General features: G+C 52.5%; 25 protein-coding genes and 2 tRNA genes. 1 reads left to right on the top strand and 26 read right to left on the bottom strand.

The window, feature by feature from the left end:
- Positions 1–34: 34 nt before the first annotated feature.
- The 18 genes from HGKM_RS04565 to HGKM_RS04480 form a co-directional block, all read right to left on the bottom strand.
- On the bottom strand, positions 35–3,397 hold the full coding sequence (locus HGKM_RS04565; RefSeq protein ID WP_019134163.1) for a penicillin-binding transpeptidase domain-containing protein: 3,363 nt from the start codon (positions 3,395–3,397) through the stop codon (positions 35–37).
- Positions 3,398–3,432: 35 nt separating this feature from the next.
- Positions 3,433–3,933: a rod shape-determining protein MreD gene (mreD, locus tag HGKM_RS04560; protein ID WP_019134162.1), complete on the bottom strand. Its 501-nt coding sequence runs from the start codon at positions 3,931–3,933 to the stop codon at positions 3,433–3,435.
- Positions 3,926–4,840 (bottom strand): rod shape-determining protein MreC, encoded by a 915-nt coding sequence (gene mreC, locus HGKM_RS04555; protein ID WP_019134161.1) that lies wholly within the window; start codon positions 4,838–4,840, stop codon positions 3,926–3,928. Before mreC ends, mreD begins: the two co-directional genes overlap by 8 nt.
- The gene (gene mreB, locus HGKM_RS04550) at positions 4,827–5,858 is read right to left on the bottom strand and encodes a rod shape-determining protein (RefSeq protein ID WP_019134160.1); all 1,032 of its coding nucleotides are present in this window, start codon (positions 5,856–5,858) and stop codon (positions 4,827–4,829) included. Before mreB ends, mreC begins: the two co-directional genes overlap by 14 nt.
- A gap of 168 nt (positions 5,859–6,026) precedes the next feature.
- Entirely contained in the window at positions 6,027–6,722 is a 696-nt protein-coding gene (radC, locus tag HGKM_RS04545) for a RadC family protein (RefSeq protein ID WP_019134159.1), read from the bottom strand.
- Between the two features lie 30 nt (positions 6,723–6,752).
- On the bottom strand, positions 6,753–7,259 hold the full coding sequence (locus HGKM_RS04540; RefSeq protein WP_019134158.1) for a Gx transporter family protein: 507 nt from the start codon (positions 7,257–7,259) through the stop codon (positions 6,753–6,755).
- Between the two features lie 9 nt (positions 7,260–7,268).
- Entirely contained in the window at positions 7,269–7,559 is a 291-nt protein-coding gene (locus HGKM_RS08550; RefSeq protein ID WP_081585134.1) for a NusG domain II-containing protein, read from the bottom strand.
- A 238-nt stretch (positions 7,560–7,797) separates the two neighbouring features.
- On the bottom strand, positions 7,798–8,655 hold the full coding sequence (locus HGKM_RS04530) for an RnfABCDGE type electron transport complex subunit B (RefSeq protein ID WP_081585133.1): 858 nt from the start codon (positions 8,653–8,655) through the stop codon (positions 7,798–7,800).
- 10 nt (positions 8,656–8,665) lie between these two features.
- Positions 8,666–9,244, bottom strand: coding sequence for an electron transport complex protein RnfA (locus HGKM_RS04525; protein ID WP_019134154.1), 579 nt, complete (start codon positions 9,242–9,244; stop codon positions 8,666–8,668).
- Positions 9,244–9,894, bottom strand: a complete 651-nt coding sequence (gene rsxE / locus HGKM_RS04520; protein ID WP_019134153.1) for an electron transport complex subunit RsxE — start codon at positions 9,892–9,894, stop codon at positions 9,244–9,246. The genes HGKM_RS04525 and rsxE overlap by 1 nt, the downstream gene beginning before the upstream one ends.
- A complete protein-coding gene (locus HGKM_RS04515) occupies positions 9,894–10,463 on the bottom strand; it encodes an RnfABCDGE type electron transport complex subunit G (protein WP_019134152.1) in 570 nt (189 codons plus the stop codon). The genes rsxE and HGKM_RS04515 overlap by 1 nt, the downstream gene beginning before the upstream one ends.
- Positions 10,456–11,457: an RnfABCDGE type electron transport complex subunit D gene (locus tag HGKM_RS04510; RefSeq protein WP_019134151.1), complete on the bottom strand. Its 1,002-nt coding sequence runs from the start codon at positions 11,455–11,457 to the stop codon at positions 10,456–10,458. Before HGKM_RS04510 ends, HGKM_RS04515 begins: the two co-directional genes overlap by 8 nt.
- Before the next feature lie 11 nt (positions 11,458–11,468).
- Positions 11,469–12,800, bottom strand: coding sequence for an electron transport complex subunit RsxC (rsxC, locus tag HGKM_RS04505; protein WP_034578982.1), 1,332 nt, complete (start codon positions 12,798–12,800; stop codon positions 11,469–11,471).
- A 76-nt stretch (positions 12,801–12,876) separates the two neighbouring features.
- Positions 12,877–12,961: transfer RNA gene (locus HGKM_RS04500), tRNA-Leu, on the bottom strand.
- Positions 12,962–13,185: 224 nt separating this feature from the next.
- Positions 13,186–13,845, bottom strand: coding sequence for a lytic transglycosylase domain-containing protein (locus tag HGKM_RS04495; protein ID WP_019134149.1), 660 nt, complete (start codon positions 13,843–13,845; stop codon positions 13,186–13,188).
- The gene (gene coaE / locus HGKM_RS04490; RefSeq protein WP_019134148.1) at positions 13,832–14,470 is read right to left on the bottom strand and encodes a dephospho-CoA kinase; all 639 of its coding nucleotides are present in this window, start codon (positions 14,468–14,470) and stop codon (positions 13,832–13,834) included. The genes HGKM_RS04495 and coaE overlap by 14 nt, the downstream gene beginning before the upstream one ends.
- Complete coding sequence (polA, locus tag HGKM_RS04485) at positions 14,457–17,114, bottom strand: DNA polymerase I (RefSeq protein WP_019134147.1); 2,658 nt, start codon at positions 17,112–17,114, stop codon at positions 14,457–14,459. Before polA ends, coaE begins: the two co-directional genes overlap by 14 nt.
- A 44-nt stretch (positions 17,115–17,158) precedes the next feature.
- Positions 17,159–17,243 (bottom strand) — tRNA-Leu (locus HGKM_RS04480).
- A 239-nt stretch (positions 17,244–17,482) separates the two neighbouring features.
- Between HGKM_RS04480 and HGKM_RS04475 the strand changes: the two genes are divergently transcribed.
- Complete coding sequence (locus tag HGKM_RS04475) at positions 17,483–19,345, top strand: ATP-dependent helicase (RefSeq protein WP_019134146.1); 1,863 nt, start codon at positions 17,483–17,485, stop codon at positions 19,343–19,345.
- Here the strand turns inward: HGKM_RS04475 and HGKM_RS04470 are convergent.
- The 8 genes from HGKM_RS04470 to HGKM_RS04435 all read right to left on the bottom strand — a co-directional run bounded on the left by HGKM_RS04470 (position 19,342) and on the right by HGKM_RS04435 (position 25,919).
- Positions 19,342–19,899 carry a metallophosphoesterase family protein gene (locus tag HGKM_RS04470; RefSeq protein ID WP_019134145.1) on the bottom strand — a complete coding sequence of 186 codons (558 nt, stop codon included), beginning with the start codon at positions 19,897–19,899 and terminating at the stop codon, positions 19,342–19,344. The genes HGKM_RS04475 and HGKM_RS04470 overlap by 4 nt on opposite strands.
- A 56-nt stretch (positions 19,900–19,955) precedes the next feature.
- Positions 19,956–20,651, bottom strand: a complete 696-nt coding sequence (locus HGKM_RS04465) for a pseudouridine synthase (protein ID WP_034579612.1) — start codon at positions 20,649–20,651, stop codon at positions 19,956–19,958.
- 68 nt (positions 20,652–20,719) lie between these two features.
- On the bottom strand, positions 20,720–21,418 hold the full coding sequence (locus tag HGKM_RS04460) for a response regulator transcription factor (RefSeq protein WP_019134143.1): 699 nt from the start codon (positions 21,416–21,418) through the stop codon (positions 20,720–20,722).
- 45 nt (positions 21,419–21,463) lie between these two features.
- Positions 21,464–21,964 (bottom strand): ECF-type sigma factor, encoded by a 501-nt coding sequence (locus tag HGKM_RS04455; protein ID WP_019134142.1) that lies wholly within the window; start codon positions 21,962–21,964, stop codon positions 21,464–21,466.
- Between the two features lie 295 nt (positions 21,965–22,259).
- Complete coding sequence (gene groL / locus HGKM_RS04450; RefSeq protein WP_019134141.1) at positions 22,260–23,882, bottom strand: chaperonin GroEL; 1,623 nt, start codon at positions 23,880–23,882, stop codon at positions 22,260–22,262.
- Between the two features lie 40 nt (positions 23,883–23,922).
- On the bottom strand, positions 23,923–24,198 hold the full coding sequence (locus HGKM_RS04445; protein ID WP_019134140.1) for a co-chaperone GroES: 276 nt from the start codon (positions 24,196–24,198) through the stop codon (positions 23,923–23,925).
- Between the two features lie 189 nt (positions 24,199–24,387).
- Complete coding sequence (gene srtB / locus HGKM_RS04440; protein WP_019134138.1) at positions 24,388–25,152, bottom strand: class B sortase; 765 nt, start codon at positions 25,150–25,152, stop codon at positions 24,388–24,390.
- Between the two features lie 35 nt (positions 25,153–25,187).
- Positions 25,188–25,919, bottom strand: a complete 732-nt coding sequence (locus HGKM_RS04435; RefSeq protein ID WP_019134137.1) for a hypothetical protein — start codon at positions 25,917–25,919, stop codon at positions 25,188–25,190.
- Between the last annotated feature and the right edge of the window lie 73 nt (positions 25,920–25,992).

Raw genomic sequence — 25,992 nt, 5'->3', positions numbered from 1 at the left:
TAATTATAGCAGAATTTCCCTCGGTGGACAAGGCCTATTCTGCAAGGTTGGGGCTTTCTTCACTATCCCCCGGTTTCACCTCCTGGACATCAATGTTCCTGGCCTTCATGGGCTCATAGGTGGAATAGCCTGAATAGGCAGCTGGATTATAGGATTCGTTGGAGGGGTCGGCCTTCAGGTAGGCAGCCGCATGGTCCCTGAGGATGGGGACGGCGTTGACGGAAGAGTCCCCTACCGGGTAGAAAATGACCGTGGCAATCTTGGGGTCTTCAAAAGGAGCAAAGCCCATGATCCAACAATAAGGGGCGTAGTATCGCCCTGTCCTGGGGTCGATCTGCTCCCGGGTGGCTGTCCCGGTCTTGTGGGCCAGGTGGAAGGGGACCGTGTTATTGACCCGGTAGAAGCTGGCCGAAGCCTGCCTCATCCCTTCCTGGACCTCTTTAAAGACCTGGGCAGGAATCTTCGCTTCCTGCTTCTTGGGCGATTGCTTGTATACCATGGTCTTGTTGTCAGAACCTCGAATTTCCCGCACCAGGGTGAAATCATAGGACTGACCCAGGTTGGCTATGGTCTGATCCACCTTAAGCATGGTCACAGGAGAATAAGCGTTCTGGCCCTGGCCGATCATGGTGTTGACTGAGTCAGCCGAAGTCCATTGAATCTGGTTGAAATAGGAATACTTCAGGATGTCGGCCAGGCCCTCCCTTTCCCCTTCCAAGGGGGTCATGGGGTCATAGCCCAGTTCATCCAAACGCTCAATGACGGCATTTCTTGAAATGGGTTTTTCCTCATCCAACCAAGCCAGAATCCGCTGGCTGTCTTCTTTAATGATGGATGGATTCTTCTTTAATCCCTCCTTTTTGTAATTGGCCAGGTTGGCATCCAAAAACCGGCGAAGAAGGGTCTTGGACAAGGCTACCTTCTTATCCTTTGAAGGAATGGATGAAGGGGCCTCTCGGGGGATGTTGATTTCCAGCCCGGACGGCCGGTCCATCCCCAATTCCCTGGCGGTCTGCCCCAGCTCATCAATCTCCAGCTTGAAATCGGGGGCAGCATTGCCCTTGGGATCGTAGCCCAGGCCAAGAACGTAAAAGTAGTAGTTGCAGGATTCCCGGAGAGCCGAATAAAGATTCATGGGGCCGTGGGACCCTCCCTGGTGGAAGATCCAGCAGCGGAAGCGCTGGTCCCCGATATCCATATAGCCGGTGCAGTTGACTGTCGCACGGGGGTTTAAGCCGTGCTCCACGCTGGAAATCCCCACAACAGACTTAAAGATGGATCCCGGCTGGACAGCAGATTGTGTGGTTAGGTTGAGGAGGGGCTTAGGCTTGTTTTCATCCGGGTTTTCCTCATCATTCAACCTCTTCCAGTCGGATTGGGAAATCCCGGTGACGAAGAAGTTGGGGTCATAGTCCGGATAGGAGACCATGGAAAGAAGCTCACCTGTCTTGGGGTCAACAGAAATGGAGGAGCCGGAATTCAAACTGGAGGACCGGGTGATTCCGCTGTAGTTCCCCCATGGGGATTGGTAGGTCAGGCCGTGCTTGATGGAGATGAGACCGTTTTTGATGATCTCCTCCGACTGACGCTGGAAGTTGGCGTCAATGGTCAGGTAGAGGTTGTTTCCGGCCTTGGGTTCCGTCCGAGAGAGGGTCTCCGTCCGGTTCCCATTGGAATCGATCATGACCACCTGCTTGCCGTTGACCCCGTGGAGGGTGTCCTCAAAGGCCTCCTCCACCCCGGTCTTTCCCACCAGCTCATTGGGCTGGTATTTCTTCTCTTTGATGAACTTCTGTACTTCGGCCTCGCTGGCGATTTTCCCAATGTAACCCAGGACGTGGGAGGCCAGGCTGCCGTTAGGATAGAAGCGGATGGATTCCCGGGAGACCATGATCCCGGTCAGGTCAGGGATATTCTCCTGGATCTTTGCCACAGCTCTGGGGGAAAGCTCATAACAAAGGTTGACCGGGGTGTAGGCGTAGTCCGCCTGCCAGATGATCCGGCCTTCCGTGACCAGCTTCCCGTAGTCCCAAATGGCATCGCCGGTGGTAGGCAGGCTTCTTTTCTCCAAAAGGGTGGGAAAAGCCATCTCCGGCCCCATGTCCTCCAGCTTGTAGCGCTTGAGGAAGTCGGCATGGTCTTTTTCCAATCCATAAGTCCATTTTTTAATATCGATGCCCGGATAGAGACCCGCTCCGAAGAGAGCATCCTGGGCCAGGCCCTTGAAGTGATCGTCGACGATGAGGTCTTCCAAAAGATTATGGGCCTTGGCCAAGCGGATGAGCCGGTCCAGGGGCTTTTCTTCCGTATCCTCGGTTTTTTCATATTCGATCGATACCGACTTGGCATCCGGCTGGATTCGGTAGTTGAGGTTGAGGGACTTCTCCAAGGGGGTCAGTTGGTTGATTAGGGCTTCTGCAGGAATTTCAAAATTATTCTCCTCCCCTACCGCCATGGAAGTCAGGAAGTCCTTCAAGGCTGAAGCCATGACCATGGTGGTAAAGTCCTCCTTGGCCGTAGAGGTCTCCGTCACCCGGGGAAAGCGCTGGTGGAAGATCCCCTTCTTTCGGAGGAGGGCTTCTTTATAGGTGAAGGCATAGGGAGACAGGGTCAGTTTCCCCTCCGCCTTTTTTTCTTGCATAAGTTCAAAGGCCATTTTTCGGGCGGCAGGATGGCCCATGATTTGGGTCAAAATGGTGGGATTTTCCTTGACCATATCGGACAGGAAGGCCATGGGGTCGTCGGAATTCTTAATCTTCCCTGCCTCTACAAATTGGTCATACTTGGGGTTTTCCTTGTCAAAAACCAGCCGGTTTCCCTCTCCTTCAGCTATGTGCAAGGGCAGGGCATGCCCCTTGAGGGAAAAGGCCTTGAGGGCACGGTCTGCAATGGAAACCCGGTAAGTCCCCTCCTTACCCTTGTATTGATAGACCTTTTTCAGCCACTCGTCGGTCAGTCCCTTATCAATCATGGTCTTTTCCGCCAGGCTTTGGGGGGTCATGGATTCTTTAAAGTAATCCTCGGGATCCTTGTAGCAGAAAATATAAGAGGAAAGGGGGAATTCATCTAAATAATCCACCCCATCCCCGTCCATATAAAGGACCAGCTGGGAGAGGGTTTGGTTCCTCTCTTCTTTATCCAGGTCCAAGAACTCATCCTTGTAGGACTGGACCGCATAGGAGATCCGAGTTCCTGCCAAGAGGACCCCATTTCGGTCATAGATATTCCCTCTAGGCGCGGTAATTTGGATTTCCTTGGTCCGCTTAGAAGCGGAAATCTTCCGATAGTAGTCCCCATTCAGGATCATGAGGTCGAAAAGTTTCCAGACCAGGGCACCCATGAGGATGAAAAGGAGAGCAATAATGATATTGGAGCGAACATTGCGGGTCTTTTTCATGGTTACAACCTAACTAATTGCGGGATCCGTCGGAATTAAAGGCCGGTAAATTTCCGGATAGGACGGGAGGGAATGGCCCGTGATAAGGCAAATAGGACCAGGAGGTAAAGGATGCCGTTTAAGAGGCATTCGGCCAGCAGGGGACCCTTCCAGTAGTGAATATAGGTAAAGGGGATCCGAAGGACCAGGTAGATCAGGCTGGAGATGAGCCAGCGGAAAAGCGTAGCCAGGACTGTCACTAAAAGGCCGGTTGGGAGCCGGTTGGCAGTGTTTTTCATGGACTTGCCCACCAAGCTTCCCAGGAGAAAGTAGATGAGGGCTTGAACACCGAGGACGGGGGCGAACATAATATCTTCCAGAAGGCCCAGGCCCAGACCGGTGTAGCCCGCCCATACCGGCCCATAAAAGATGGCCAGGACGATAGTCAAGGGGATATTGATATTGGGGCTGGCTCCCAAGATTTCCAGGCGAGAGAGAATGGTTGCCTGGAGAATCTGGCTTACCAGGATCACCAAAACAAAGCGTTTTTTATTCATTGTTGCCTCCTTGGTCGCCGGAAACGGGCTTGTCAGCAGAGGGCTCTCCCTCTCCGGTATGGATGGGGTCCTCCGGATGGAAGACCAAGAGGTCATAGAGGCGGTTAAAATCGATGACGGACCGGATGGCCACATTTTTAGTCAATCCGTCTTTAGCCGTTTCCACCTTGGAAACCTTGCCCACATAGATGCCCCGGGGATAAACGCCTCCCATGCCGGAGCTGACCACCGCTTCCCCTTCTTTGACCGGGGTGGAGGGGTCCAAAAGATAGCCGAAAAAGGATTCGGCATCCCGGGAATTGATGATCCCGTAGCCAGTGGATTCGGCAAAAAGAACGGAAACATTGTTGGCCTGGTCCATCAGAGAAGAGACCTTGGCATAGTTGGGGCCGACTTCCACCACCTTGCCCACCAATCCTGCTGAAGAATAGCCGTCTTCCGTTTTCACCCCTTCGATGACCACATCTCCCTCCCTAATCCCTGACACCATCCCTTTGTTGATGGTGAAGCGGACAAAGTGATTAGAGGGGTCCATGCCGGAGACATGGGCAGCCACCATCTTATCCGGATTCAGGGCACGTAGGCGGGCCGATTCCTTGAGAACCTCAGAATCCGCCACCACACTGCCCAGGCGCTGAACCTTTTCCTCTAGGGCCTTGTTTTCCTTCACCAGCTGGTCAATTTTGGCCTGGCTGGCCCGGTCCCCAAAGACCCGGTCATAGAGGTCCTGGGCGGACTGGGAGACGGTATAGAAGACGGAATTAACCGGTGAGATCACTGTATTGAGGATCTTGGATGGGAGGGCGGAAGTCTGGGGGTTTCTCTGGGAAAAGAGAATTAAGAGGATAAGAAGACCTAAGGTGATGATAAAAGAATAGGACTTCTTTTTTCTTTTATATCGAATCATTTTTCTTCCCCTTTAGGTCTTTATCCAGCTTTTTCATGATAATCAGAGAGCCTTGGATGGCGTCTTCTGAAGGCGTCTTGGAAATATGGACCGGCATGAGGAGGGTCTCCTGGAGGTAGTCGCCGATCCCGTCGAGGAGGGCCAGCCCCCCGGTCAGGTGGATACCCCGGCTGATCACGTCAGAGGCCACTTCCGGCGGAGTCTTCTCCACTGTCCGACGGATGGTGTCGATGAGGTCGCCGGCATAGGCAACCAAGTCCTCATAAAGATCCGAGGCATAGATATCCACCGACCGGGGCATGCCGGAGAGGGCATCCCGGCCACCCACTTCCATAGCCGTGGTCTGCTTTTCCTTGCGGAAGGAAGCGATCCCGTTTTTAATATTCTCTGCCGTATTATCTCCAATGATGAGGTTATAGCTTTCCTTAAGACGGTTCTTAATCCGGTTGTCCAGGTCTTCCCCACCTTTCATGAGGAGTTCAGAGGTGATGACTCCGTAGCCCGTGACGATGGCGGACTCGGCCGTGCCTGCCCCCAGGTCCACGATCAAGGCGGCCTGGCTGGGCCGGTCGGGGTCGATCAGGCGGGCCCCATAAGCAGAGGCCACGGGCTCCTCAATTAAAATGACATCCCGGGAGCCTGACTGGAGGACAGCGTCCTGGAGGGCCCTCTGCTCCACGTCGGTGGCCCCTGAAGGGATGGAGATAGCTACCCGGGGGGCGACCATGGAGATGCCCGGGCTGGCCTTGCGGATATAGTATTCCAGCAGGGCCTGGGTCAGTTCAAAATCGGAAATCACTCCGTCCCGGAGGGGGCGGATGGCGATGACATTGTCCGGCGACTTCCCGATCAGGTCCTTAGCGGCCTGTCCCACGGTAATCACTTCTTTTTTATCCAGGTCCAGGGCAACAACCGTCGGCTCGCGGAGGATGATTCCCTTATCAATCCTGGCGACCAGGGTGTTGGCTGAACCCATATCGATGGCGATATCGGGTGCTAGGATGCGAAAGTATTTCATAAATGGTGACTCCCCTATCTTTTCCTCAATCATCCGGGGCCGGTCGGCCCGACCCTGTGACGTTCTTATTATTGTATCTCATATCTTCCCTTTTATTGTAATGGATTGAGGAGATCCTGTGTTTCTTTCAGCAAAAAATCCAGACCTTGGCCTGGATCTTTTGGTCTTTTATAAGATTTTTCTTTCCTTCATGGAAACATAGGCCTTTTCTCCGATGACCATATGGTCGATGAGGGGGATCCCTACGATGTCGCCGACTTCCCGGAGGCGCTTGGTGATAGAGATATCCTCCCAGGAAGGCTCCGGGTCCCCCGAGGGGTGGTTGTGGGCGACCAGGATGGCGTTGGCCCCGGACCGGATGGCCCCTCGAAAAACCTCCCTGGGATGGACCAGGGTCTGGGTCAGGGTGCCCAGGGAAATGAGACTCTGGCGGAAGGGGCGATTTTGGGCATCCAAATAGAGGCAGATGAAACGCTCCTGCTTTTCCCCCTGAAAGAGGGTGGACAGGTAGTTGAAGACGGTCCGTGGGCTGGAGAGGGACATGGCCTGGAAGGACCGGGCAGAGGTCAGCCGCTTGCCGAGTTCCAAACCGGCAATGATCCGGCAGGCCTTGGTCCGACCCACTCCGTCGAAGTCGGTCAGCTCTTCCACCGTGGCGGTCAGGATCCAGGTCCTCAGCTTGTCCCGCCTCAAGATGGCGTCCGCCACCTCCAGAGCGTTTCGGGAAGGAGTCCCGGATCCGATCAGGATGGCCAGGAGTTCCTCATCAGAAAGGGCTTCTTTCCCCCGTCCTACCAGCTTTTCCATAGGACGGTCGTGGCTGGGATATTCTTTAATGGTTAAATTCCGTGATTTTTCCTTCATTTGGGCTTCCTCCTCAAGGAGGAGCCGGAACTAGTATGACCGGTAGACTTTCATCAGATGGCCGGTCACCTGGCGGGCAGCCAGGCCGATAAAGAGGCCGGAAGCCGCTCCCACCAGGGTCATGATGGGAAGGTAGTAGAAGATGGACGAATTTTCCAGGACAAAGGAAGCCACCAGGACCTGGCCCAGGTTATGGCTAAAGGCCCCCAGCTCACTGACCCCTACCAGGGATAGCGGGGGGACCAGGAAGCGGATAGCCAGGCTCATGACCAGGGAAGACAGGACGGAACCCGCCAGAGAGTAGAAAAAAGAGGTCACTGCCCCTGTCAGTAACATAAGGAGAAAGGACTTGAGGATGGCAATGGTAAAGCCTTCTTTGGGCCCAAAGGCGGCGATGGCCGTCAGGATGACCAGGTTGGATAGGCCCAACTTGGCGCCGGGTATGCCTACCGGGACGGGAAAATAGTGCTCGAATAAAGAAATCACCAGGGCCAAGGAGGTCAGGAGGGCCACAAAGACCATTTTTCTTATTTTCATGAAGGCCTCCTAATGCAAGATGATATCCGGATGGTCAGGATTGCCTTCCGGTCCCTTCGATTTCACTTCCACGACAAATCGGTTGGGGAGGCAGACGATCATGGCTCCCGGCCGGGAAATCTTTCCCTGGCGCATGCATAGCTTGTCCGGGCAGTCCGCCTCGGAAACGAAGGCTTGGCCATGATCAATTTGGATGATGTTGGTCCCGAATTCAGTTCGGTAGGTATATGTTTTTTTTCTTTGTTTTGGTCTAAAGGAATTTCGTCCACCAGCTTTCCATCCACCTGGACAGACAGCCATCGCTGGTCAAGGTCCCGGCTCCGGAAGATGGGTTCAATGAGAAAAAAGAGGCTCCCCCCCACTAAGAGCAAGATGAGGAGAAGGTCCGCTTTCGTCATCCAGTGTTCTTTTTTCATAATTATCCCCACTTTCTGACTCATTCTAGCAAAGGAAAGCCTCCCTTTCAAGAAAGGGAGGCGGGCCAAAAAGTCCAAAAAAATCCCTTCTTCGCAAGGAAGAAGGGATTTTTCTTTATCTCTTATTTGCTGGCTACTTCCACTTCGGATTCATCCTCGGGAATGACCGCATTGACGTCCGGATGGGGATCCAGGACAATGCACTTGCCGGGGCACTTGTCTGCAGCGGTTTGAGCTTTTTCCATGTCATAGCCTTCATGGAAGCTGGGCCGGGCCAGCTTGCCCTCCATGACGAACTCCTCGGGAGCCTGTCGGGTGCAGAGTGAGCAACCGATGCAGCCGATGGAGCAGTTTCCGGAAACTGGCTTGCCGAATTCGGGGTTGGAGCACTTAACCAAAGCCGGTGCATGGTAGGGAACCAGGTTGATGATGTGCTTGGGGCAAGTGTTGATGCACTTCATGCAGGCCACACACTTTTCCTGATCGATGGTGGCAAGGCCGTTGACCATCTTAATGGCTCCGTAATCACAGACCTTCTGGCAGGTTCTGCAGCCCAGGCAGCCGTAGAGGCAGGACTTGCAGCCCCCATATGACTTGGTCATGACCCGGCAATCGTCCACGCCGGAATAGTCGAAGAGTTCACGGGTGTGGTCCTTGTCCCCCTGGCAGAGGACGGAGGCCACCATCCGCTGGGAGGCGGAAGCATCCGTTCCCATGATGGCAGCAATAGCGGCAGCCGACTTCTCTCCGCCGACAGGGCATCCGTTAACGGGAGCCTTGCCCGTAGCAATGGCTTCCGCCATATTGTCGCAACCGGGATAGCCGCAGGCACCACAGTTGGCTCCGGGAAGAGCTTCCCGGACCTGGGTGATCTTGGGATCCACCTCAATATAGGTGAGTTTTGAAACAACCCCCAGCATTATAGCAAAGAGAGCACCGAGGATGGACATGATTATAACTGGCTGAATTAATTGATCCATTGTCTCCTCCTTATCCAAACATTCCGGAGAATCCGGAGAAGGCGATGGACATCAGGCCCAAGGTGATCATGGCCATAGGAACATTGCGGAAGGCCTTGGGGATTTGGTCGTTAATGTCATAGCGCTCACGGATTGCAGCGAGAAGGACGATGGCCATGAAGAAACCGATGGCGGCGGAGAGACCGGAGAAGATGGTTTCAATGAGGCCGTAACCGGTTTGAACGTTCAATAGGGCAACACCCAGAACCATGCAGTTGGTCGTAATCAAGGGGAGGTAGATGCCCAGGGCGCCATAGAGGCCCGGTGCAGACTTCTTCAGGAACATCTCAACGATTTGAACCAGGGTTGCAATCACCAAAATAAAGGCGATGGTCCGGAGGTAGATCAGGTTGGGTTGAAGAAGATAAGTATCAATCAACCAGGTGATGGCCGATGCAAAGGTCACCACAAAGGTGACCGCCATCCCCATACCCAGGGCGGATTCCACCTTATTGGTGACACCGATGGAGGGGCAGATCCCAAGGAACTGGGCGAAAACATAGTTATTAATGAAAATCGTCGAGAAGACAATCATAGGAATATTTTGCATTATGCTTCTCCTCTCTCAATGGCCGACAGGTCCGGTTCTACCGGCTTGGCCAGTTCCTCTTCTCTTCTCTTCTGCCGGTTATAGGTTGTCAGGGCAATAAAGATGCCCAGGATGATGTAGGCAGAAGCGGGTTGTTGGAAGAAGGGCAGGACATAGTCTTCGGGAATGAATGACATGCCGAAGAAGGACCCGTTGCCCAACAACTCACGGACAATGGCGACAGCGGTGATGACCAAGGTATAGCCAAAGCCGTTGCCCAGACCATCGATCAGAGAATCCACCACACCATTTTTGTAGGCGAAGGCTTCTGCCCGGCCCAAAATAATGCAGTTTACAACGATCAGGGGCAGGAAAATCCCCAGGGCATTATAAAGGTCGGGAACAAAGGCATGGAGGGCCATCTCCAGGATGGTAACAAAGGAGGCCACAACCACGATAAAGGAAGGGATACGAATTTCATCAGGAATAAAATTACGGAGGAGGGAAATAACCACGTTGGAAGCGGTCAAAACCAAGAGGAGGGAGATTCCCATACCCAGGGCGTTGATGGCTTCTGTGGATACAGCGAGAACGGAGCAAAGGCCGATCAGCTGAACCAGAACGGGGTTGTTTTTCAGGATACCGTCGGTAAATAATGTCTTTTTACTCATTACTTAGCCTCACTTCCACTCAATTGACCCAGGACCCGGGAGACTTCATTCATCCCCCCCAGAACAGCATTGGTGGTCTTGGTCGCACCGGAAAGGCCAGGAATAGTTGATTCGCCGGCACTTTCACCGCGCTTGATTTCACCCGTCAGAATGGAACCGACCATGGCTTGGGCATAGGCGTCATCCGCAACAGCGGCACCAAAGCCCTTGGTCTCTGTTTGGCTGATAACTTGGAAGCCTGTTACTGCTCCATCCGTTGTTACTCCAACAACATAAGTAACCGGGCCGTCATAACCACTTGGGGATTCCACGTTGAAAATATAACCCTTAGTTTCTCCCCCAACCTTGGCTTCCTGGATGTCAAGAATGTGCTTGTTGAGAAGAGAATCATCGCCAACCGGCTGGACCTCTTCCGCATCCGGAAAGACCTTTTTGTAGGCCGCGATGGTTTCTTGTTTTTGCCGTTCAGCGATGACCGGAGCCGTCTGGGAGTTGGTATAAGCAAGGATCAGGGTCGCCACTGCACAAATAATAAGGAGTCGAATGGCATATTGAATAGACTTATTCATCTTTCACCCTCCCAAATGTTTTATTCTTTACGAACTTGTCAATCAGCGGTGTGGCAACGTTCATTAAGAGAATAGCGTAGGATACACCTTCCGGGTAGCCTCCGAAGTTTCGGATCAAGGCGGTCAGGAAGCCCGCACCCAAGCCGAAGATAAGCTGGCCTTTTGAAGTGACAGGGCTGGAGGCGTAGTCGGTCGCCATAAAGAAAGCACCCAGGATCAATCCACCGGAGAGGATCTGATAAGGAATGTCGCCTAGACCGTTAGTTCCATTGATCATGCCGAAAATGAAGGTAAAGACAGCAAAGGAGCCAATGTAGGCCAAGGGGATCCGGAGTTGGATAACGCCACGAATCAATAAGTAAATCGCACCGAGTAAGAGGGCAGCAGCGGAAACTTCACCCAACATACCGGGCACTTTACCCAGGAATAAATCCATGAGGCTGGGGACGACGACATCACCGGAAGCAGCGCCGCCTTGGATGGCCTTGATGGCTGCCAGGGGGGTTGGACCGGACAGGGTATCTGCCTTAAAGGGCAGGGGAGTAGCTGTCATTTCCTTGCCCCATTGGGCCAGGAGGAAAGCACGACCGGCAAGAGCGGGGTTCATGAAGTTAGAACCGAGTCCGCCAAAGAGCTGTTTAACAACGACGATGGAGAAGACAGCGCCGACGGCTGCTTTCCAAAGGGGGAAACCTGCAGGAAGGTTAAAGGCTAATAGAATTCCGGTTACCACAGCGGAGAGGTCGTCAATGGAAACCCTCCGACCCATGACCTTCTGACAAAGGGCTTCCGCAGCCACAGCAGCGATCACACAAACAGCGATCAGTGAAATGGCGGCAAAGCCGAAGAAGACACAGGAGGCAACAATCGCCGGAACCATGGCGATGATGACATCGAGCATGATCCGCTGGATGGAGTCCTCCGTCCGCACATGCGGCGAGGAGGTCACCTTCAAGAGGGACCCTTCCTGGACAGGAGTATTTACGTTTGGCATGAAATCCTCCTCTACTTTTTCTTCCGGTTCATCGCCATGACTTCTTGCTTCCCAAAGCGGATCAATTCAGTCAGAGGACGGTGAGAGGGACAGATATAAGAGCATGACCCGCATTCGATGCAGGCCGTGACATCATTGGCCTGGGCAATATCCCAGTTCTCCATCTTGGAGGCGGAGGCAATGATCAGGGGTTCAAGGAAGACCGGGCAAACTTCCACGCAACGGTTGCAGCGGATGCAGGGATCGATCCTCTGGGGCTCCGCTTCTTCCTTCGTCAAAACGAGGATTCCGTTGTTCCGTTTGTCCGTGACCGAATCCACGCTGGCCTGGGCCACTCCCATCATGGGGCCGCCAAAGATGATTTTTCCGGCTTCCGTGGCCAATCCCCCGGCATAGTCCAGGACTTCGCCGATAGTGGTTCCGAAACGGACAACCAGGTTCTTGGGTTCATTTAAAGCGTGCCCGGTGACGGTCACCACGCGCTCATATAGGGGCTTTCCATAATACACCGCGTCGACAATGGCGCAAGTGGTTCCCACGTTATCGACAATGCAGCCAACAGCGGCAGGCAGGCCTCCCATGGGGACCTCCCGTCCGGTGACAGCGGTAATGATCCGCTTTTCATCGCCCTGGGGGTACTTGGTCTTCAGGACGGCCAGGGCCATGTTCTCTCCCTTGCCTTCCAAGGCCTTTTCCACAGCAGCGATGGCATCCGGCTTGTTGTCTTCGATCGCAATAAAGCCTTTTTTTGCACCGGCAATCTTCATCATTAAAGCCAGTCCGGCGACAATCTTTTCCGGTTTGGTCCGCATGGTGACATCATCACAGGTTAAATAGGGTTCACATTCAGCACCGTTAATAATGATGGTGTCAACCGGGGTATCCTTGGGCGGCTGGAGCTTGACGTGGGTCGGGAATCCGGCCCCGCCCATGCCGACGATGCCGGCTTCTTTTATGTAATCCAGCATCTCCTCTACCGAGAGATCATCCTTAGACCGGTCCACCTCTTCATAACCCAGGCTGTCCTGACCATCGTTCTCAATTTCGATGGCCTGAACCAGTTGACCGGTTGCCGAACGGTAGTTCACGATTCCAAGTACTGTGCCCGAGACCGAAGAATGAACCGGGGCGGAGACGAAGCCACCTGCCTCTGCGATCTTCTGGCCCATTTTGACCTCATCCCCCTTCTTTACCAGGGGTTTAGCCGGCGCACCGATATGTTGGGACATGGTGAGGGTCACCTTTCCCGGTGCAGGCATGGGGCTTGGAAGCGAACCACTCGATAGTTCCTTGAACTCTTCGATATGCGTACCGCCTCGGAAAGTCAAATTTTCGAGTTTCATTTGCCACACTCCTCTCATCTACCTTTTAAATAAAAAATGGCGGAGAACGGGTCAAGCCGTTCTCCGCCTAAAAGGATGCAGAAGATGGGATTCGAACCCACAAGAGCTTTTGGCTCACCACCCCCTCAAGATGGCGTGTCTGCCAGTTCCACCACTTCTGCATGCAAAAAAATATAGCGACTTGACTATTATAACACAAATAGAAAGTCTGACAAGTTATTTAAGAATATGCCAACAAAAAAATAAACTCCCCAGCCATTCGTTTGTTTGAACTCCATTTATTCTATATTTAATTCTCAAATTCTTCAAGCCTAATAAAAAATTTGTACGATAGGAAGAGCCGGGCAATCGGCCCGGCTCTTCTTGACCCTTTTTTCTTGGGATCTTATTTAACTTTTTGGTGGGCCCAATTGGCCGTCCGGCACAAATTCGTCCAGGCCAGACCGAACCGGTTCATTTTCCCCGTATCCTCCGGCAGCTGGTCCGGATAAAATACGGAATAAATCGAAAAGGCCTTATCCACTTTTTGGACGTACTTTTGGGTGATGGGAACGGGAATCTTCTTCATCGATTCCAATTCCCAGGTGATGGTTCCCTCCTCCAGCCATTGATTCACCTTAGTGTGGCCGACGTTATAGGCCGCAGCCGCCAGGTGACGGTTCTGATACTTTTGGATCAGGGAAGCCAAGTGGTGGCAGCCCAACCTGATGTTGGTGACGGGGTCAAGGACGGCCTCTTCCGAATAGTCTATGCCGACCTCCTTGCACATTTCTTTTGCCGTCTCGGGCATAAGCTGCATGAGCCCCAATCCCCCATCCTTAGCAATAACATCCGCCCGGAAGTCCGACTCCGTTTTGATGATGGCGGCGACAAGGCGGGGGTCCAGGTTTTCTTCTTTGGCCACTTCCTCGATCTCCCGTCCATAGCGGACCGGATAGTTGGCGGTTCCGAGATAGGACATGGCGTAGGACCCGGCCAGGGTAAGCAGGCTGACAATCAAGAGCAAGATCAGTAAGTGTTTGAGCAGTTTTCTAAGAAATTTCATGGTGGTTTCTCTCCAAAACAAGGGCTTGTTGGATGTTCTCATAAAGGGCCCTTAGCCCTCTTTCATTATATATGATTTGGTCCGACTTCGGGATTTTTTGATCATCCCCCATCTGGGCCCGGATTCTGGCCCTGGCCTCCTCGGAAGTCAAGCCATCTCTTTCGCCCATCCGGCGAATCCGAACGTCCTCCGGGGCAACAACGAGCCAGATGGAATCGAAGGCCAAGGCCTTTGCCCTGTCCCAGGTCTCAAAAAGGAGAGGGAGGTCGAAGAAGAGGAGGTCGTCTTTGACTCCCTCTTCTTCAGCCAAGACCGCCTCCCTTTCCAGCTCCCGGTAAATCAGGGGGTGGGTCAGGGCGTTAAGTTGAGCCAGAGCTTGGGGATTTTGGAAAACCAGGTCTCCCAATTTCCTTCGATCTAAAAATCCGTCATCATCCAAAATACCGGGTCCAAAGAATTCCACCAAAGCCCGAAAGGCCTCCTGTCCAGGGGCCATGAGCCGGTGGGCAAGCTTGTCACCATCCAAAACCCTGTAGCCCTCCCGGATCAAATAGGCCGTACAGGAGGACTTACCCGAAGCGATGCCCCCCGTCAGGCCGATCCGCCTAGTCCTATTTAGCTTCATACCAGGACTTCCCTATGTTGGTATCTGCCAGGAGGTTAACCGCCAGGTCGGAGACCTCTTCCATGATCTTTTTAATCTTTTTCGCCATGGTCTCAGCCTGGCTTTCTTCCACTTCCACAATCAGCTCATCGTGGATTTGGAGGACCAAACGGGCCTTTCCTCCATCGTCCTGGAGGGCCCGGTCCACCTTGATCATGGCCAGCTTGATAATATCCGCTGCTGTCCCTTGGATGGGGGTGTTTAGGGCAATTCGCTCTCCAAAGGATCGGACGTTGAAGTTGGATGAGGCCAATTCAGGGACTGTCCGTCGACGACCGTAGTGGGTCTCCACATAACCCTTTTCCTTGGCTTCCTCCACGATATTGGTCATGTAGTTTTGGATCTCCGGATAGGTGGCTTTATAGCCGTCAATGTATTCCTTGGCCGCCTGGCGGCTGATTCCCAGGTTCTGTGAAAGGCCGTAGTCAGAGATTCCATAGATAATGCCGAAGTTGACCGCCTTGGCGGATGAACGTTCGTTCGCTGTGACTTGGTCGGGATCCTTGCCCAGGATTTCCGAGGCCGTCTTAGTATGGATATCATGACCTTCCTTGAAGGAGCGGATCATAGTGGGGTCTCCGGAAAGGGAGGCCAGGACCCGGAGCTCAATCTGGGAATAGTCCGCATCCACCAATAACTCCCCTTCCTCCGCTACAAAGACGGCCCTGAGCTTCCGCCCCTCTTCCGTTCGGACAGGGATGTTTTGAAGGTTAGGTTCGGTGGAGGATAGGCGACCTGTAGCCGCCACATTTTGCTTGAATTGGGACCGGACCCGGCCGTCCGGATCGATATAGGGGCGGAAGCCGTCGACATAGGTGGACATGAGCTTGGACAGCATCCGGTATTCCAGAATAGCGGGAATAATGGGATGAGCATCCACCAAGCCTTCCAGAACATCCTTGGCCGTGGAATATCCGGTCTTGGTTTTCTTTCCCGGAGGAAGACCTAGGTCCACAAAGAGGAGGTCGGAGAGCTGCTGGGAAGAATTGATGTTAAAGGTCCTCCCGGCATAATCGTAGATTTCCTCTTCCATCTCCTTGAGCCGGTGGGAATATTCCTTATCCAAGGCATCCAGCTTAGCCTTATCCACGGCTACTCCTGTAATTTCCATGTGGGCAAGGACCTGGGCCAGGGGGTTCTCGATCTCCAAATAGAGCCGGTCCATCTTCATCTCTTTGATCTCCGCCCAGAGCTTATCCTCCCCTTCCATGACTACCCGGAGAAGGCCCCCGACATAATCCATCAGGTCCTGTCGGGGGATCTGGTTGAACTCCTTGCGCTTAGCCCCCTTTCCCAAGAGGTTCCGGCGGGAGAGAATGGAAATCCCGGAAATCCGCTGAGCCAGGTTGTCGATCTCATAAGAAGACCGGGTGGGGTCCAAAAGGTATTCCATAAGCATGATATCCCGGTAATCAGCGGTAAAGTCCAGGCCCATCTTTTTTAGAAGGACCATGGATTCCTTAATATCATAGGCAAGAAGGAGGGGGCCCTCCCCCGAAAAGAGGGGGCTAAAGCTTTCCCTGAAGGCTTCTTCCCGGCCATCCAGATCCAGGAGGAGGGCCTCCTGTCCACATTGGAAGCAGGCATAGACCGGTTTGGCATGGATATAGTTTTCTCCATCCCCCAGGATAGCAAATGAGGTCTTCTCCAGCTTGGCCAGCTTTTTAGCCAGACCGGGCCAGGCCGGGGGGGCAATCTCCTTGGTGGAAAAACTCAGAATTTCTCTTTTTTTATCATCCAGAGAATAGCGGTCGGCAAAGGTTCGAAATTCCAGTCGGCTAAAGATCTCTACCAGCTCCTCCCGGTCAGGATCTCCGGGTCGAAAGTCTTCTCGGTTTTCTTCCAAGGGCATATCCCGAAAGATCTCCCCCAGTTGCCGGGAGAGGAAGGCCTGGTCCTTGTTGTCTAAAAGATTCTCCCGAAGTTTCTTCCCCGACACCTGATCGATATTTTCATAGATCTTTTCAATGGTGGAAAATTCCTTAACCAGCTTAATGGCTGTTTTTTCTCCTACACCGGGAACTCCGGGGATGTTGTCGGAGGAGTCCCCCTGAAGCCCCTTGATCTCGATCAGGGCAGGAGGGCTGACCTGGTATTTCTCCATGATGTATTGGGGATCCACCTCTTCCACCTGGCTGATCCCTCGTTTCGTATAATGGACAGTGGTCAGGTCTGAAACCAGCTGAAAATAGTCCCGGTCCCCGGTCAGGAGGATAGACTCCACCCCTTCTTTTTCAGCCCGCTTGGACATGGTCCCGATGATGTCATCGGCCTCGTAGCCTTCCTTATCGATGGTCTTGATGGAAAGGGCCCGGAGGATGTCCTTGACCATGCCAAATTGAGGTCCCAGTTCAGGTGGCATGGCCTGGCGGGTTCCCTTATACTCCGCATAGATTTGGCTGCGGAAGGTGGGCTCGGAGCGGTCAAAGGCCACGAGGACGTAGTCCGGATGGATCTCTTCCATGGCCTTCCAGAACATGGTCATAAAACCGTAGACCCCGTTGGTATAGACCCCGTCCTGGGTCCTCAGGTCCCGGATGGCATAAAAGGCGCGGAAAAGCAGAGATGATCCGTCAATCATTAAGAAGCGTTTATTCCTGGCCATACTTCCTCCTTAAAAAAAATACCACGTCAACTGACGTGGTTTCATGCTGGTGGTGGGACTTGAACCCACACGCTGCATAACAGCAACAGATTTTGAGTCTGTCTCGTCTGCCAATTCCGACACACCAGCTTACCGAATCAGTGTAACAAAGTTGAAGATTGAATGCAATTATTTTTAGAAAATTGGATTTCCGGGCGTCCTATACCTTTTCAGCAAGGGACCAAGGTGGATGGAAGCCATCCCACTTTCCCTCATTCATCTATCCGCTCTTGCCAGGCCCCCGCCATCTTGAGTAAGATATACCTACCCGAAGTCCCGGCTCCCTACACGGATAGGGCCCGACTTCCCGGACACCAAGAGGAGGATGTATGGAATTCACCCGACCACAACAAGAGGTTATCTCTCATAAAGAGGGGCCCTGCCTGGTCCTAGCCGTTCCCGGCGCAGGAAAAACAACCGTACTCCTGGAGCGGGTCGACCGGCTATTGGCTTCCGGGATCCAGGCCCGAGAGATTGCCACCATTACTTTTTCCCGCCTCCAGGCCATGGACCTGGAAAGGCGTTTTCAAAAATTCTATGGCGGCAGACCCTCCCCCACCTTTTCCACCATCCACGCTTTTTGCTACCGGATCATCCAGGCCTTTGCCCAAATGAAGGGAGCCCGGATCGACCTGATTGAGGGGTCGGAAAATTGGAACAAGTATGACCTCCTCGCCTCCATCTACCGAACTTGTTTGGGACGGCCTCCCCGGGAAGGCGAGCTGGATGATTTTTTCCGGGTGGACGGCTATCTGAAAAACGCCCTGGTTTCCTATTCCACTTTTAAAAAGGAAACCGGTGACAGCCTCCCCCACTTCCTGAAAATTTCCGCCCAATATGAGGCCTTCAAGCGGGAAAGAAACCTGATCGATTTCGATGATATGCTGGTCCGAACTCTGGAAATTCTAGAAAGGGAGCCGGAGATCCTCAAGGCTCTCCAGGACCGTTTCACCTACCTCCAGGTCGATGAGGCCCAGGACACCTCCCGAGTCCAGCTGGAAATCATCCAAAGAATCTGCCTACCCCGAAATAACCTCCTCATGGTAGCAGACGATGACCAGTCCATCTATGGCTTCCGTGGGGCTTCACCTCTTTACCTCCTTCATTTCAAGGAGACCTACCCCCAGGCCAAGATCATCAAGATGGAGGACAATTACCGGTCCACCCCCAATATTGTTGCGGTTTCCAGCCGGCTGATCCAGGGAAATAAGAACCGGTATGTCAAGGAAGCCCAGGCCACCCGGGAGGGAGAAGAAAAAATTCGGGTCTATATTAAAAGCAACCTGGAAAAGGAACTTGATCTGATTGGTAAGAAAATTAAAGAGGACCTGGCCCTGGGCGACGGAGCTATCCTCTTTCGAAATAACATCTCCATGGTCGCCCTGGCCGACCGCCTGGCCCGGATGGGGATTGGCTTCCGAGCCAAGGGAAATGACGGAAGGTTTTTCACCCACCCCGTCCTTCGAGATGTCCTGGATATCCTCCACTTCGCCATGGACCCCACGGACTTGGACAGCTTCCAACGAATCTACTTCAAACTCAATGCCTATCTAAAAAAGGACTTCCTTCTCCAGGTCCGGTCCATGGACCCTATGACTCCCATTTTGGACCGCTTGGATGCTTTAGATGGAACCCAAAACCCCTTTTACCGGGACAAGCTGGACCGACTCCGGGTTGGCTTCCGCCGGATCCGCCAGTCCCGACCCAAAGAAGCCCTGGAAGAAATACGGGACCACTTGGGCTATGGCGACTACATGAGGGAAAGTAACCGGATGAGGATGCGGACCCTTAATACGGGAGACCGGGTTATGGAGAGCCTGATCTCCATTGCGGGGCCCATCCCCTCTCTTCCCGACCTGGAAAAAAGGCTCTTCCAGCTCCGGGCCCTCCTGCAGGAGGCGGATCGGAAGCAAGAAAAACTAACCCTTTCCACCATCCATGGTGCAAAGGGTCTCGAATACGATAGTGTTTGGTTGATTGACCTCATGCAAAACGAATTTCCATCGATAACCGCCCTGGCCTTGAGGGGCCGGGTCGGGTCAGGCCTGATGGAAGAAGAGCGTCGGCTCTTTTATGTAGGCATGACCCGGGCCCGTCATCGGCTCCGCCTGGTTGCCAGACGGGAGGTCAACGGGAGGAAGGTGGAGGTCTCCCAGTTTATTGAGGAAGTCCGGGGAAGAAGGTCCCCCTAAACGGAGCCCTCCGGCCTTTTCTCCCGATCCCGGTCCTTTTTATTGATCGCCACTAATTCATCAAAGGTTCGAGGTTTGAAGCCGACCACGTCGGCCCCGCAATTCAAGGCTTTAAAGAGAGACTTGGCCCTCTCCTGGTTGTCCGAAAGGTGGTTGTGGATATGGCCATAGAGATGCCAGGTCCCATAGTAATAACCATCCCATTCCAACAGTGGGTAGTGGAAGAGGACAAGCCGGTGTTTGTGGTCCTCCACGACCAGGTAGTCGCTGACTTCGACAAAACGGTCCCGGCAGGCAGGATCCTTTAACATGGGGCCATCATGGTTCCCACAAACCAGGTGAAGTCTCCCTTTGAGCCTTTCCAGATAAAAAAGGGGGTCCTCGGACCGGGAGACCAGGTCCCCAATGATATAAACATCGTCATAGTCTTTGACTACCTTGTTCCAGTTCTTGACCATGGTCTCATCCATCTCCTCCAGAGAGTGGAAGGGCCGACGACTATAGGCAATGACTTGCTCATCTCCGAAATGACAATCGGCGATGTAATAATTCATTTAGGTCCTCTTCTCATTGATATCCCGACCAATCAGCCGGTTGAAAACCGCATTCTTCAAAGAGCTTTAAGAAGGTCCACTTCCTCATCACTCAATGAGCGGTAGGTTCCCTCTTCCAAGTCCCCCAATTTCAAGGGGCCCATGGATATTCTCTTCAATTGTAAGACTTCCTTTCCCCGCTTGGCAAACATTCTTTTGACCTGGTGGTATTTTCCTTCGGTAATGGTTACCCGGCCAAGGGTCTTTTCTAAAATTTCCAACCGAGCCGGCCGGGTAACCATGCCCTCCGGAAGGAGAAGGAAGCCCTCTTGAAAGGCCCGGATGTCACTTTCATCCAAATCCTCATCCAGGCGGGCAAGGTAGGTCTTCTCTATTCCTCGTTTTGGAGAGAGGAGGCGATGGGCCAGGCCCCCATCGTTGGTCAAGAGGAGAAAGCCGGTTGTATCCTTATCAAGCCTCCCCACAGGAAAGAGTCCCTTGTGGAGGTCTTCCGGGCGGATAAGGTCCAGGACGGTCTTATTCCGGTCCTTGGTGGCTGAAATCACCCCTTGGGGCTTATGGAGGAGGTAATAAACATGTTGCTTCACTTCCAAGGCCTTCCCATCCACCAATAGGTCGGCCCCTTCTTCCACCTTTTTCCCGGGCTTATTGACCACTTCCCCATCCACCATGACCCGGCCCTCTTTGATGAGAACCCCGACTTCCTTCCGGGAGCCTACCCGAGCGTTGGCTAATAATTTATCCAATCGCATGGACATCCGGTCCTCCCTTTCTTCCCGATTCAAACTTTCTCATCAATGATCGCCTGCCATCTTCTGCCTTACTGACCCGGCCTGGTCCAATCCGCATTGTTATAGACATAGCCTTCTTTCCACCTGGTTTCCACCAAATCCTCCAGTCCCAAGCGAGAAAGTTTTTTTCTCAGCCGTTGGATATAGACATCCACCGTCCGGAGACGACTGGAGGAATCATCTGCCCAAAGCTTGGAGGCCAGGTCTTCCCGAGACAGGGTTAGACCCGCCTGGTCGGCCAAGGTGTAGAGAAGACGAAAATCCATCTCGGAGAGGGAAACCGTAAGATCGCCGGAAGAGATCTCATGGTCGACCAGTTGAAAACGAAGAGGGGGAATGTCCACTGTTAGGGGTTTCTGGTCCCCCTTCTCCCCCCGATTTCTTTGAAGGGCACGGATCCTGGCTTTGAGTTCCAGGATGTGAATGGGGGCCTTCATATAGTCATCCGCTCCGTATTCCAAGGCCAGGACGGCATCCTTGGGGTCTGTTGATTGGGATAAGACGATGACCAGGGGCCCATGGCCCTCCTTAAAGCGTTCAATAGTGTGGAGGAAGTCGCCATCATTTTGTCTTCCCGCCAGAAGGACTAGGTCCACCCCCTCCCGGTCTGCCAGAGCTTTGGCCTGATCCATGTCCCCAACCATATAAGTCTTGGAACCATCTTTTTCAAAGCTATAGGTTAAGTCGCTCGTCATCCCCTTGTCTAAATTGACCAGGAGTATCTTCATGGCCGGACCCTCCTTTCTCTCTTGTAATAAACCTATCTTACCATATTAGTTTTTCCCGATCAGGATCTCCCGGTCTTCCTCCGTAAAGAGACGGTCGAATTCGTCAGTCAGTTCATCCAGAACCAGGTCATGACGGCGATAGAAGGTGGACCGGGAGCAATAGAGGGCTTCACAGACCTTTTCCACCGGCAGGTGGCAGAAATACCGGAGTTCGACCAAACGGACATTTTCCTCCTGGAGGGAGAGAAGGAGGATTCGAACGACCTGGATCTGGAGCTCAATCCTGTGGATCTGGTCAAATACATTGGATTTTTCCACAAGGAGGGTCTCCTCAATAGAGGCATGGACGTTGCGGTTTCCCGATTTTCTTTCATAGTTTTCTGCAACAATCCCGCCCGTCGCCTTTCTCATCATGTAATCGGCCTTCCACTCCCTGATGGTGGGGTCTGACTTGATCCGGCTATACTTGTCCACATTGGACTGGTGTTGACGGAGGAGCTGAATAATCGCTTTTCTTGTTTCGGATTTTCGTTGGATATTATTCATAATTTTTCGTCCTTTCTGTTAGATTTTTGAAATCCGCCTCCCTCCTGAAAGTGGAGGGCTAGTGATTATTATTTTAATGAAATACAGATGAAATTAAATACCATGATGTTTCAAATATGTCCATTTTTTAATCAATAATGTGTTTAATTATGTTCAAAACGTATAGTTTTCATAAATTAGAATCTTTTGGGACAATTTGGGACAGTTTGGGCATCTGACAGCGATCCAAAGAAAAAAAACCAAGCAGGCCCTGAAGGGCCTGCCTGGCTTGGTTATTTATTCAGTTTGTTCCGGATTAATATGCACCGTAGCCGGGACCGGGAACCGGAGCCGGTTCTTCCTTTTCCGGAATATCGGTAACCGCTGCCTCTGTGGTCAGAAGCATAGCGACGATAGAAACAGCATTTTGAAGGGCGGACCGGGTGACCTTGGTCGGGTCGACAATTCCGGATTCGAACATATCGACGTATTCGTCCTTGTAGGCATCATAACCCATGCCGGCTTCCATCTCCATGACCTTGTGGAGGACCACGGAATCTTCATGTCCCGAGTTCTTCACGATCTGACGGAGGGGCTCTTCCAAGGCCCGGAGGAGGATGGCTCCACCCACTTTCTCATCGCCTTCCAGCTTCTCGGTGAACTTCTTGACGGCGGGGATAGCATCAACAAGGGCAACGCCACCACCTGCCACGATACCTTCTTCCACAGCAGCACGTGTAGCGGAGAGGGCGTCCTCGATTCTGAGCTTCTTCTCCTTAAGCTCCGTTTCCGTTGCAGCACCAACGCGGATGACGCCGACACCGCCGGACAGCTTGGCCAAACGCTCCTGGAGTTTCTCACGATCGTAGTCGGAGTCGGTAGCTTCAATCTGTTTCTTAATGTGCTCAACCCGCTCTTCCAGGGTCTTGGCATCGCCATGACCGCCGACAATCACAGTGTTTTCCTTATCAATATTTACCTTAGCCGCCTGGCCCAACTGGTCGATGGAGGCATTTTTGAGTTCCAGACCCAACTCTTCGGTAATGACCTGGCCGCCGGTCAGGATGGCAATATCCTGGAGCATTTCCTTGCGACGGTCGCCGTAGCCGGGAGCCTTGATGCCGACCACGTTGAGGGTTCCGCGGATCTTATTCAAGACCAGGGTAGCCAGGGCTTCACCCTCGATATCTTCTGCGATAATCAGGAGGGGCTTGCTTGACTGCATGACCTGCTCTAAGAGGGGCAGGATCTCCTGGATGTTGGAAATTTTCTTGTCGGTGATGAGGAGGTAGGGATCTTCCAGTTCAGCCACCATTTTTTCACCATCGGTGACCATATAAGGAGAGAGGTAACCGCGGTCGAACTGCATACCTTCTACCACTTCAAGGGTGTTCTCCATGGTATTGGAGTTTTCGACGGTGATCACCCCGTCTTTACCCACCTTTTCCATGGCTTCGGCAATCATCTGACCGATAGCCTCATCGCCGGAGGAGATGGAACCAACGGAAGCGATCGCTGCCATGGTGTCCACTTCCTTGGAGTGGTCTTTAAGAATCCGGATGGTTTCCTCGGTTGTCTTCTGCATTCCTTTTCTTAGGACCATGGGGTTGGCGCCGGCGGCCAGGTTTCTCAAGCCTTCCTGGACCAGGGCTTGGGCTAAAAGAGTAGCTGTCGTGGTTCCGTCACCAGCCACATCGTTGGTCTTCGTCGCCACTTCCTTGACCAGCTGGGCACCCATATTCTCATAGCGGTCTTCCAGCTCAATTTCTTTGGCGATCGTCACGCCGTCGTTAGTGATGACCGGTGACCCGAAGGACTTCTCAAGAACAACATTTCTCCCTTTAGGGCCCATAGTGATTTTAACCGTATCCGCCAGTTTGTTGACGCCCTCTTGCATAGCCTTGCGAGCATCATCGCTATACTTAATATCTTTTGCCATCTATATACCTCCTATTTCTCTATCTTAATATTCGATTCAATTAGTCCTGAACAATAGCCAGGACGTCTTCCATCTTGATGACGATATATTCATCGTCCCCAAACTTAACATCCGTACCGGCATACTTGGAATAGATGACACGGTCGCCTTCCTTGATATTGACTTCATCCTTTTCCAACTGGTCGGAAATGGCGACAACTTCAGCATACTGGGGCTGTTCTTGGGCAGATGCGGGAAGAACTATCCCGGAAGCTGTAGTTTCTTCTTTTTCCAATTTCTGGATAACAATTCTTTCTCCAAGTGGGATCAGTTTCATAAAAGCCTCCTTTAAGACACTTATCTTTCGCTTTATGATCTATCACTCATAATAATAGAGTGCTAACAACTGTCTCTATGATAACCAATGACAAAGAAAAAAGCAAGGGTTTTTCACTTTTTTTCTTTGCCTTCTCCCATCCGGGCAATAAAAAGGCCCCGGAGAGGGGCCTGGTTCAAGACATTCTATTTATTTCTCCTCATTGATCAGAACCGCCAAAATCACCAGACGTCGGGAGGCATCCTGGTCGGGAGTACAGGTGGACAGGGTTAAAATCCTATCCTGGGGCAAGATGGCCTGACCATAGCGGAAATCCACCTCTGACTTTTTAATCAAGTCATCGACGTGGTCCAGGAACTCACCCTCTTCCATATGGGGATTCCTGTAATCGGCAGCTTCGGGAAGGTAACTAATGGCCAGCAAGCGGTAGTGGTAGATCCCACGGTCATTAATCATCCGAAGGGTCTTAGGGGACTCATCCGCGTACTTTTGGTCCAGGAAATCCTGAAAGTAACCGAACATGGAGGTCGTCCCGATATTCATCATATGGCCATAGACCACCGTATTCTGGTCCTCCAGATTGGGGTTATTCCTATAATCCATAAAAGGAATCCCCTGGAAAGAGTATTTCTTATCCAGGCCACGGCGAAGGTAATAGTCATTATTCTTGGCTTGGACGACCGGATAATTGATTTTTGTCCCCTCCACCTGGAGATAGGCGATGACGTCCTCATTCTTCCCTCGGAGGTCCTTCATCAAAGCCCGGTAATCCAGCTTCTTTTCCTTTTCCGTCGTCTGCCCCGGCTTCTCTCTCTCTTCGACCATCTGCTCCAAGTTTCTGAAGGAATCATCGGAAACCTTCCTCCCCCAAAAATAAGAACCGATCTTCCACAGACAAAAGAGAATAATACATAACAGAACAAGCTCGATGAGCCGATAGATCCATTTTTTCATCGGCCCTCCCCTCTTTTCTTCAAGCCTCTCTTCCCTTAAAACTCCTTCTTATCATCTTGATTCTGGCCGGGGCCCTCTTGTGGGTGGACCGGCTCATCTTCCCCATAAAAAGCTTCTTCGGCCTCCCCAAACCTGTTCAAGTACCTTTCGAAGACGGCCCGGGCATGGTCGTTCGCGTAGGCATTGACACGGTTGCCGTCCCCCATGGATTTTTCGCCATTTCTTTGGATGAGGAAGTCATATTCATAGAGTCTCCGGGCAAAGTCAGGGCTGGCTACCTGGGCAGAGTCTTGGACCATCTGGTCCAGTTTTCCCTGTCTTTCTTCGATAATATAGTTGACCATCTCGCCGGGTGTGGAATAAACCTGCCGGTAAAGGCCCTTGAGGTCAAAATCCAGGCCCGTAAATTCATAAACGTCAATCGTCGTCAGGAAGCGGGTCAGGATGGTTTTCAGAACATCGTCGTTAAGGGCAACGCCCTGGTAGCCTTCTCCATTCTTCATATAGCGGACGGCTTCCTCCACATCCTGGCCGACATAGATGGCTTTCTCCAAGGACTCATTCCTGTAGGGGAAGTGACCCTCTTCCTCTTGGAAGAAGAGCCAATCCTTCATTTCTACCACTCTGCTTACCTTATCCAGAGTTTTGGCAATTTCCTCATCACTGACCAGGTGGTTGATATAGGCAAAGGCCTGGTCAGGTACCTGGTTTTCCACTTTTTTGTTATCACCGGTAAAGAAGCCGGCAATATTGTCCATGACACCCATCATTACCTCCTTAATTTTCTTCCTTACTCCCCGGAACAGGGGCGACAATCGGCGTTCTCCGCCCACTCTTAGC

The sequence above is a fragment of the Kallipyga massiliensis ph2 genome (genome assembly GCF_000311985.1).
In the GTDB taxonomy this organism is placed as follows: domain Bacteria; phylum Bacillota; class Clostridia; order Tissierellales; family Peptoniphilaceae; genus Kallipyga; species Kallipyga massiliensis.
Note: the sequence above shows the minus strand (reverse complement) of the source record. Positions and strands in the feature narration are given on the sequence as shown.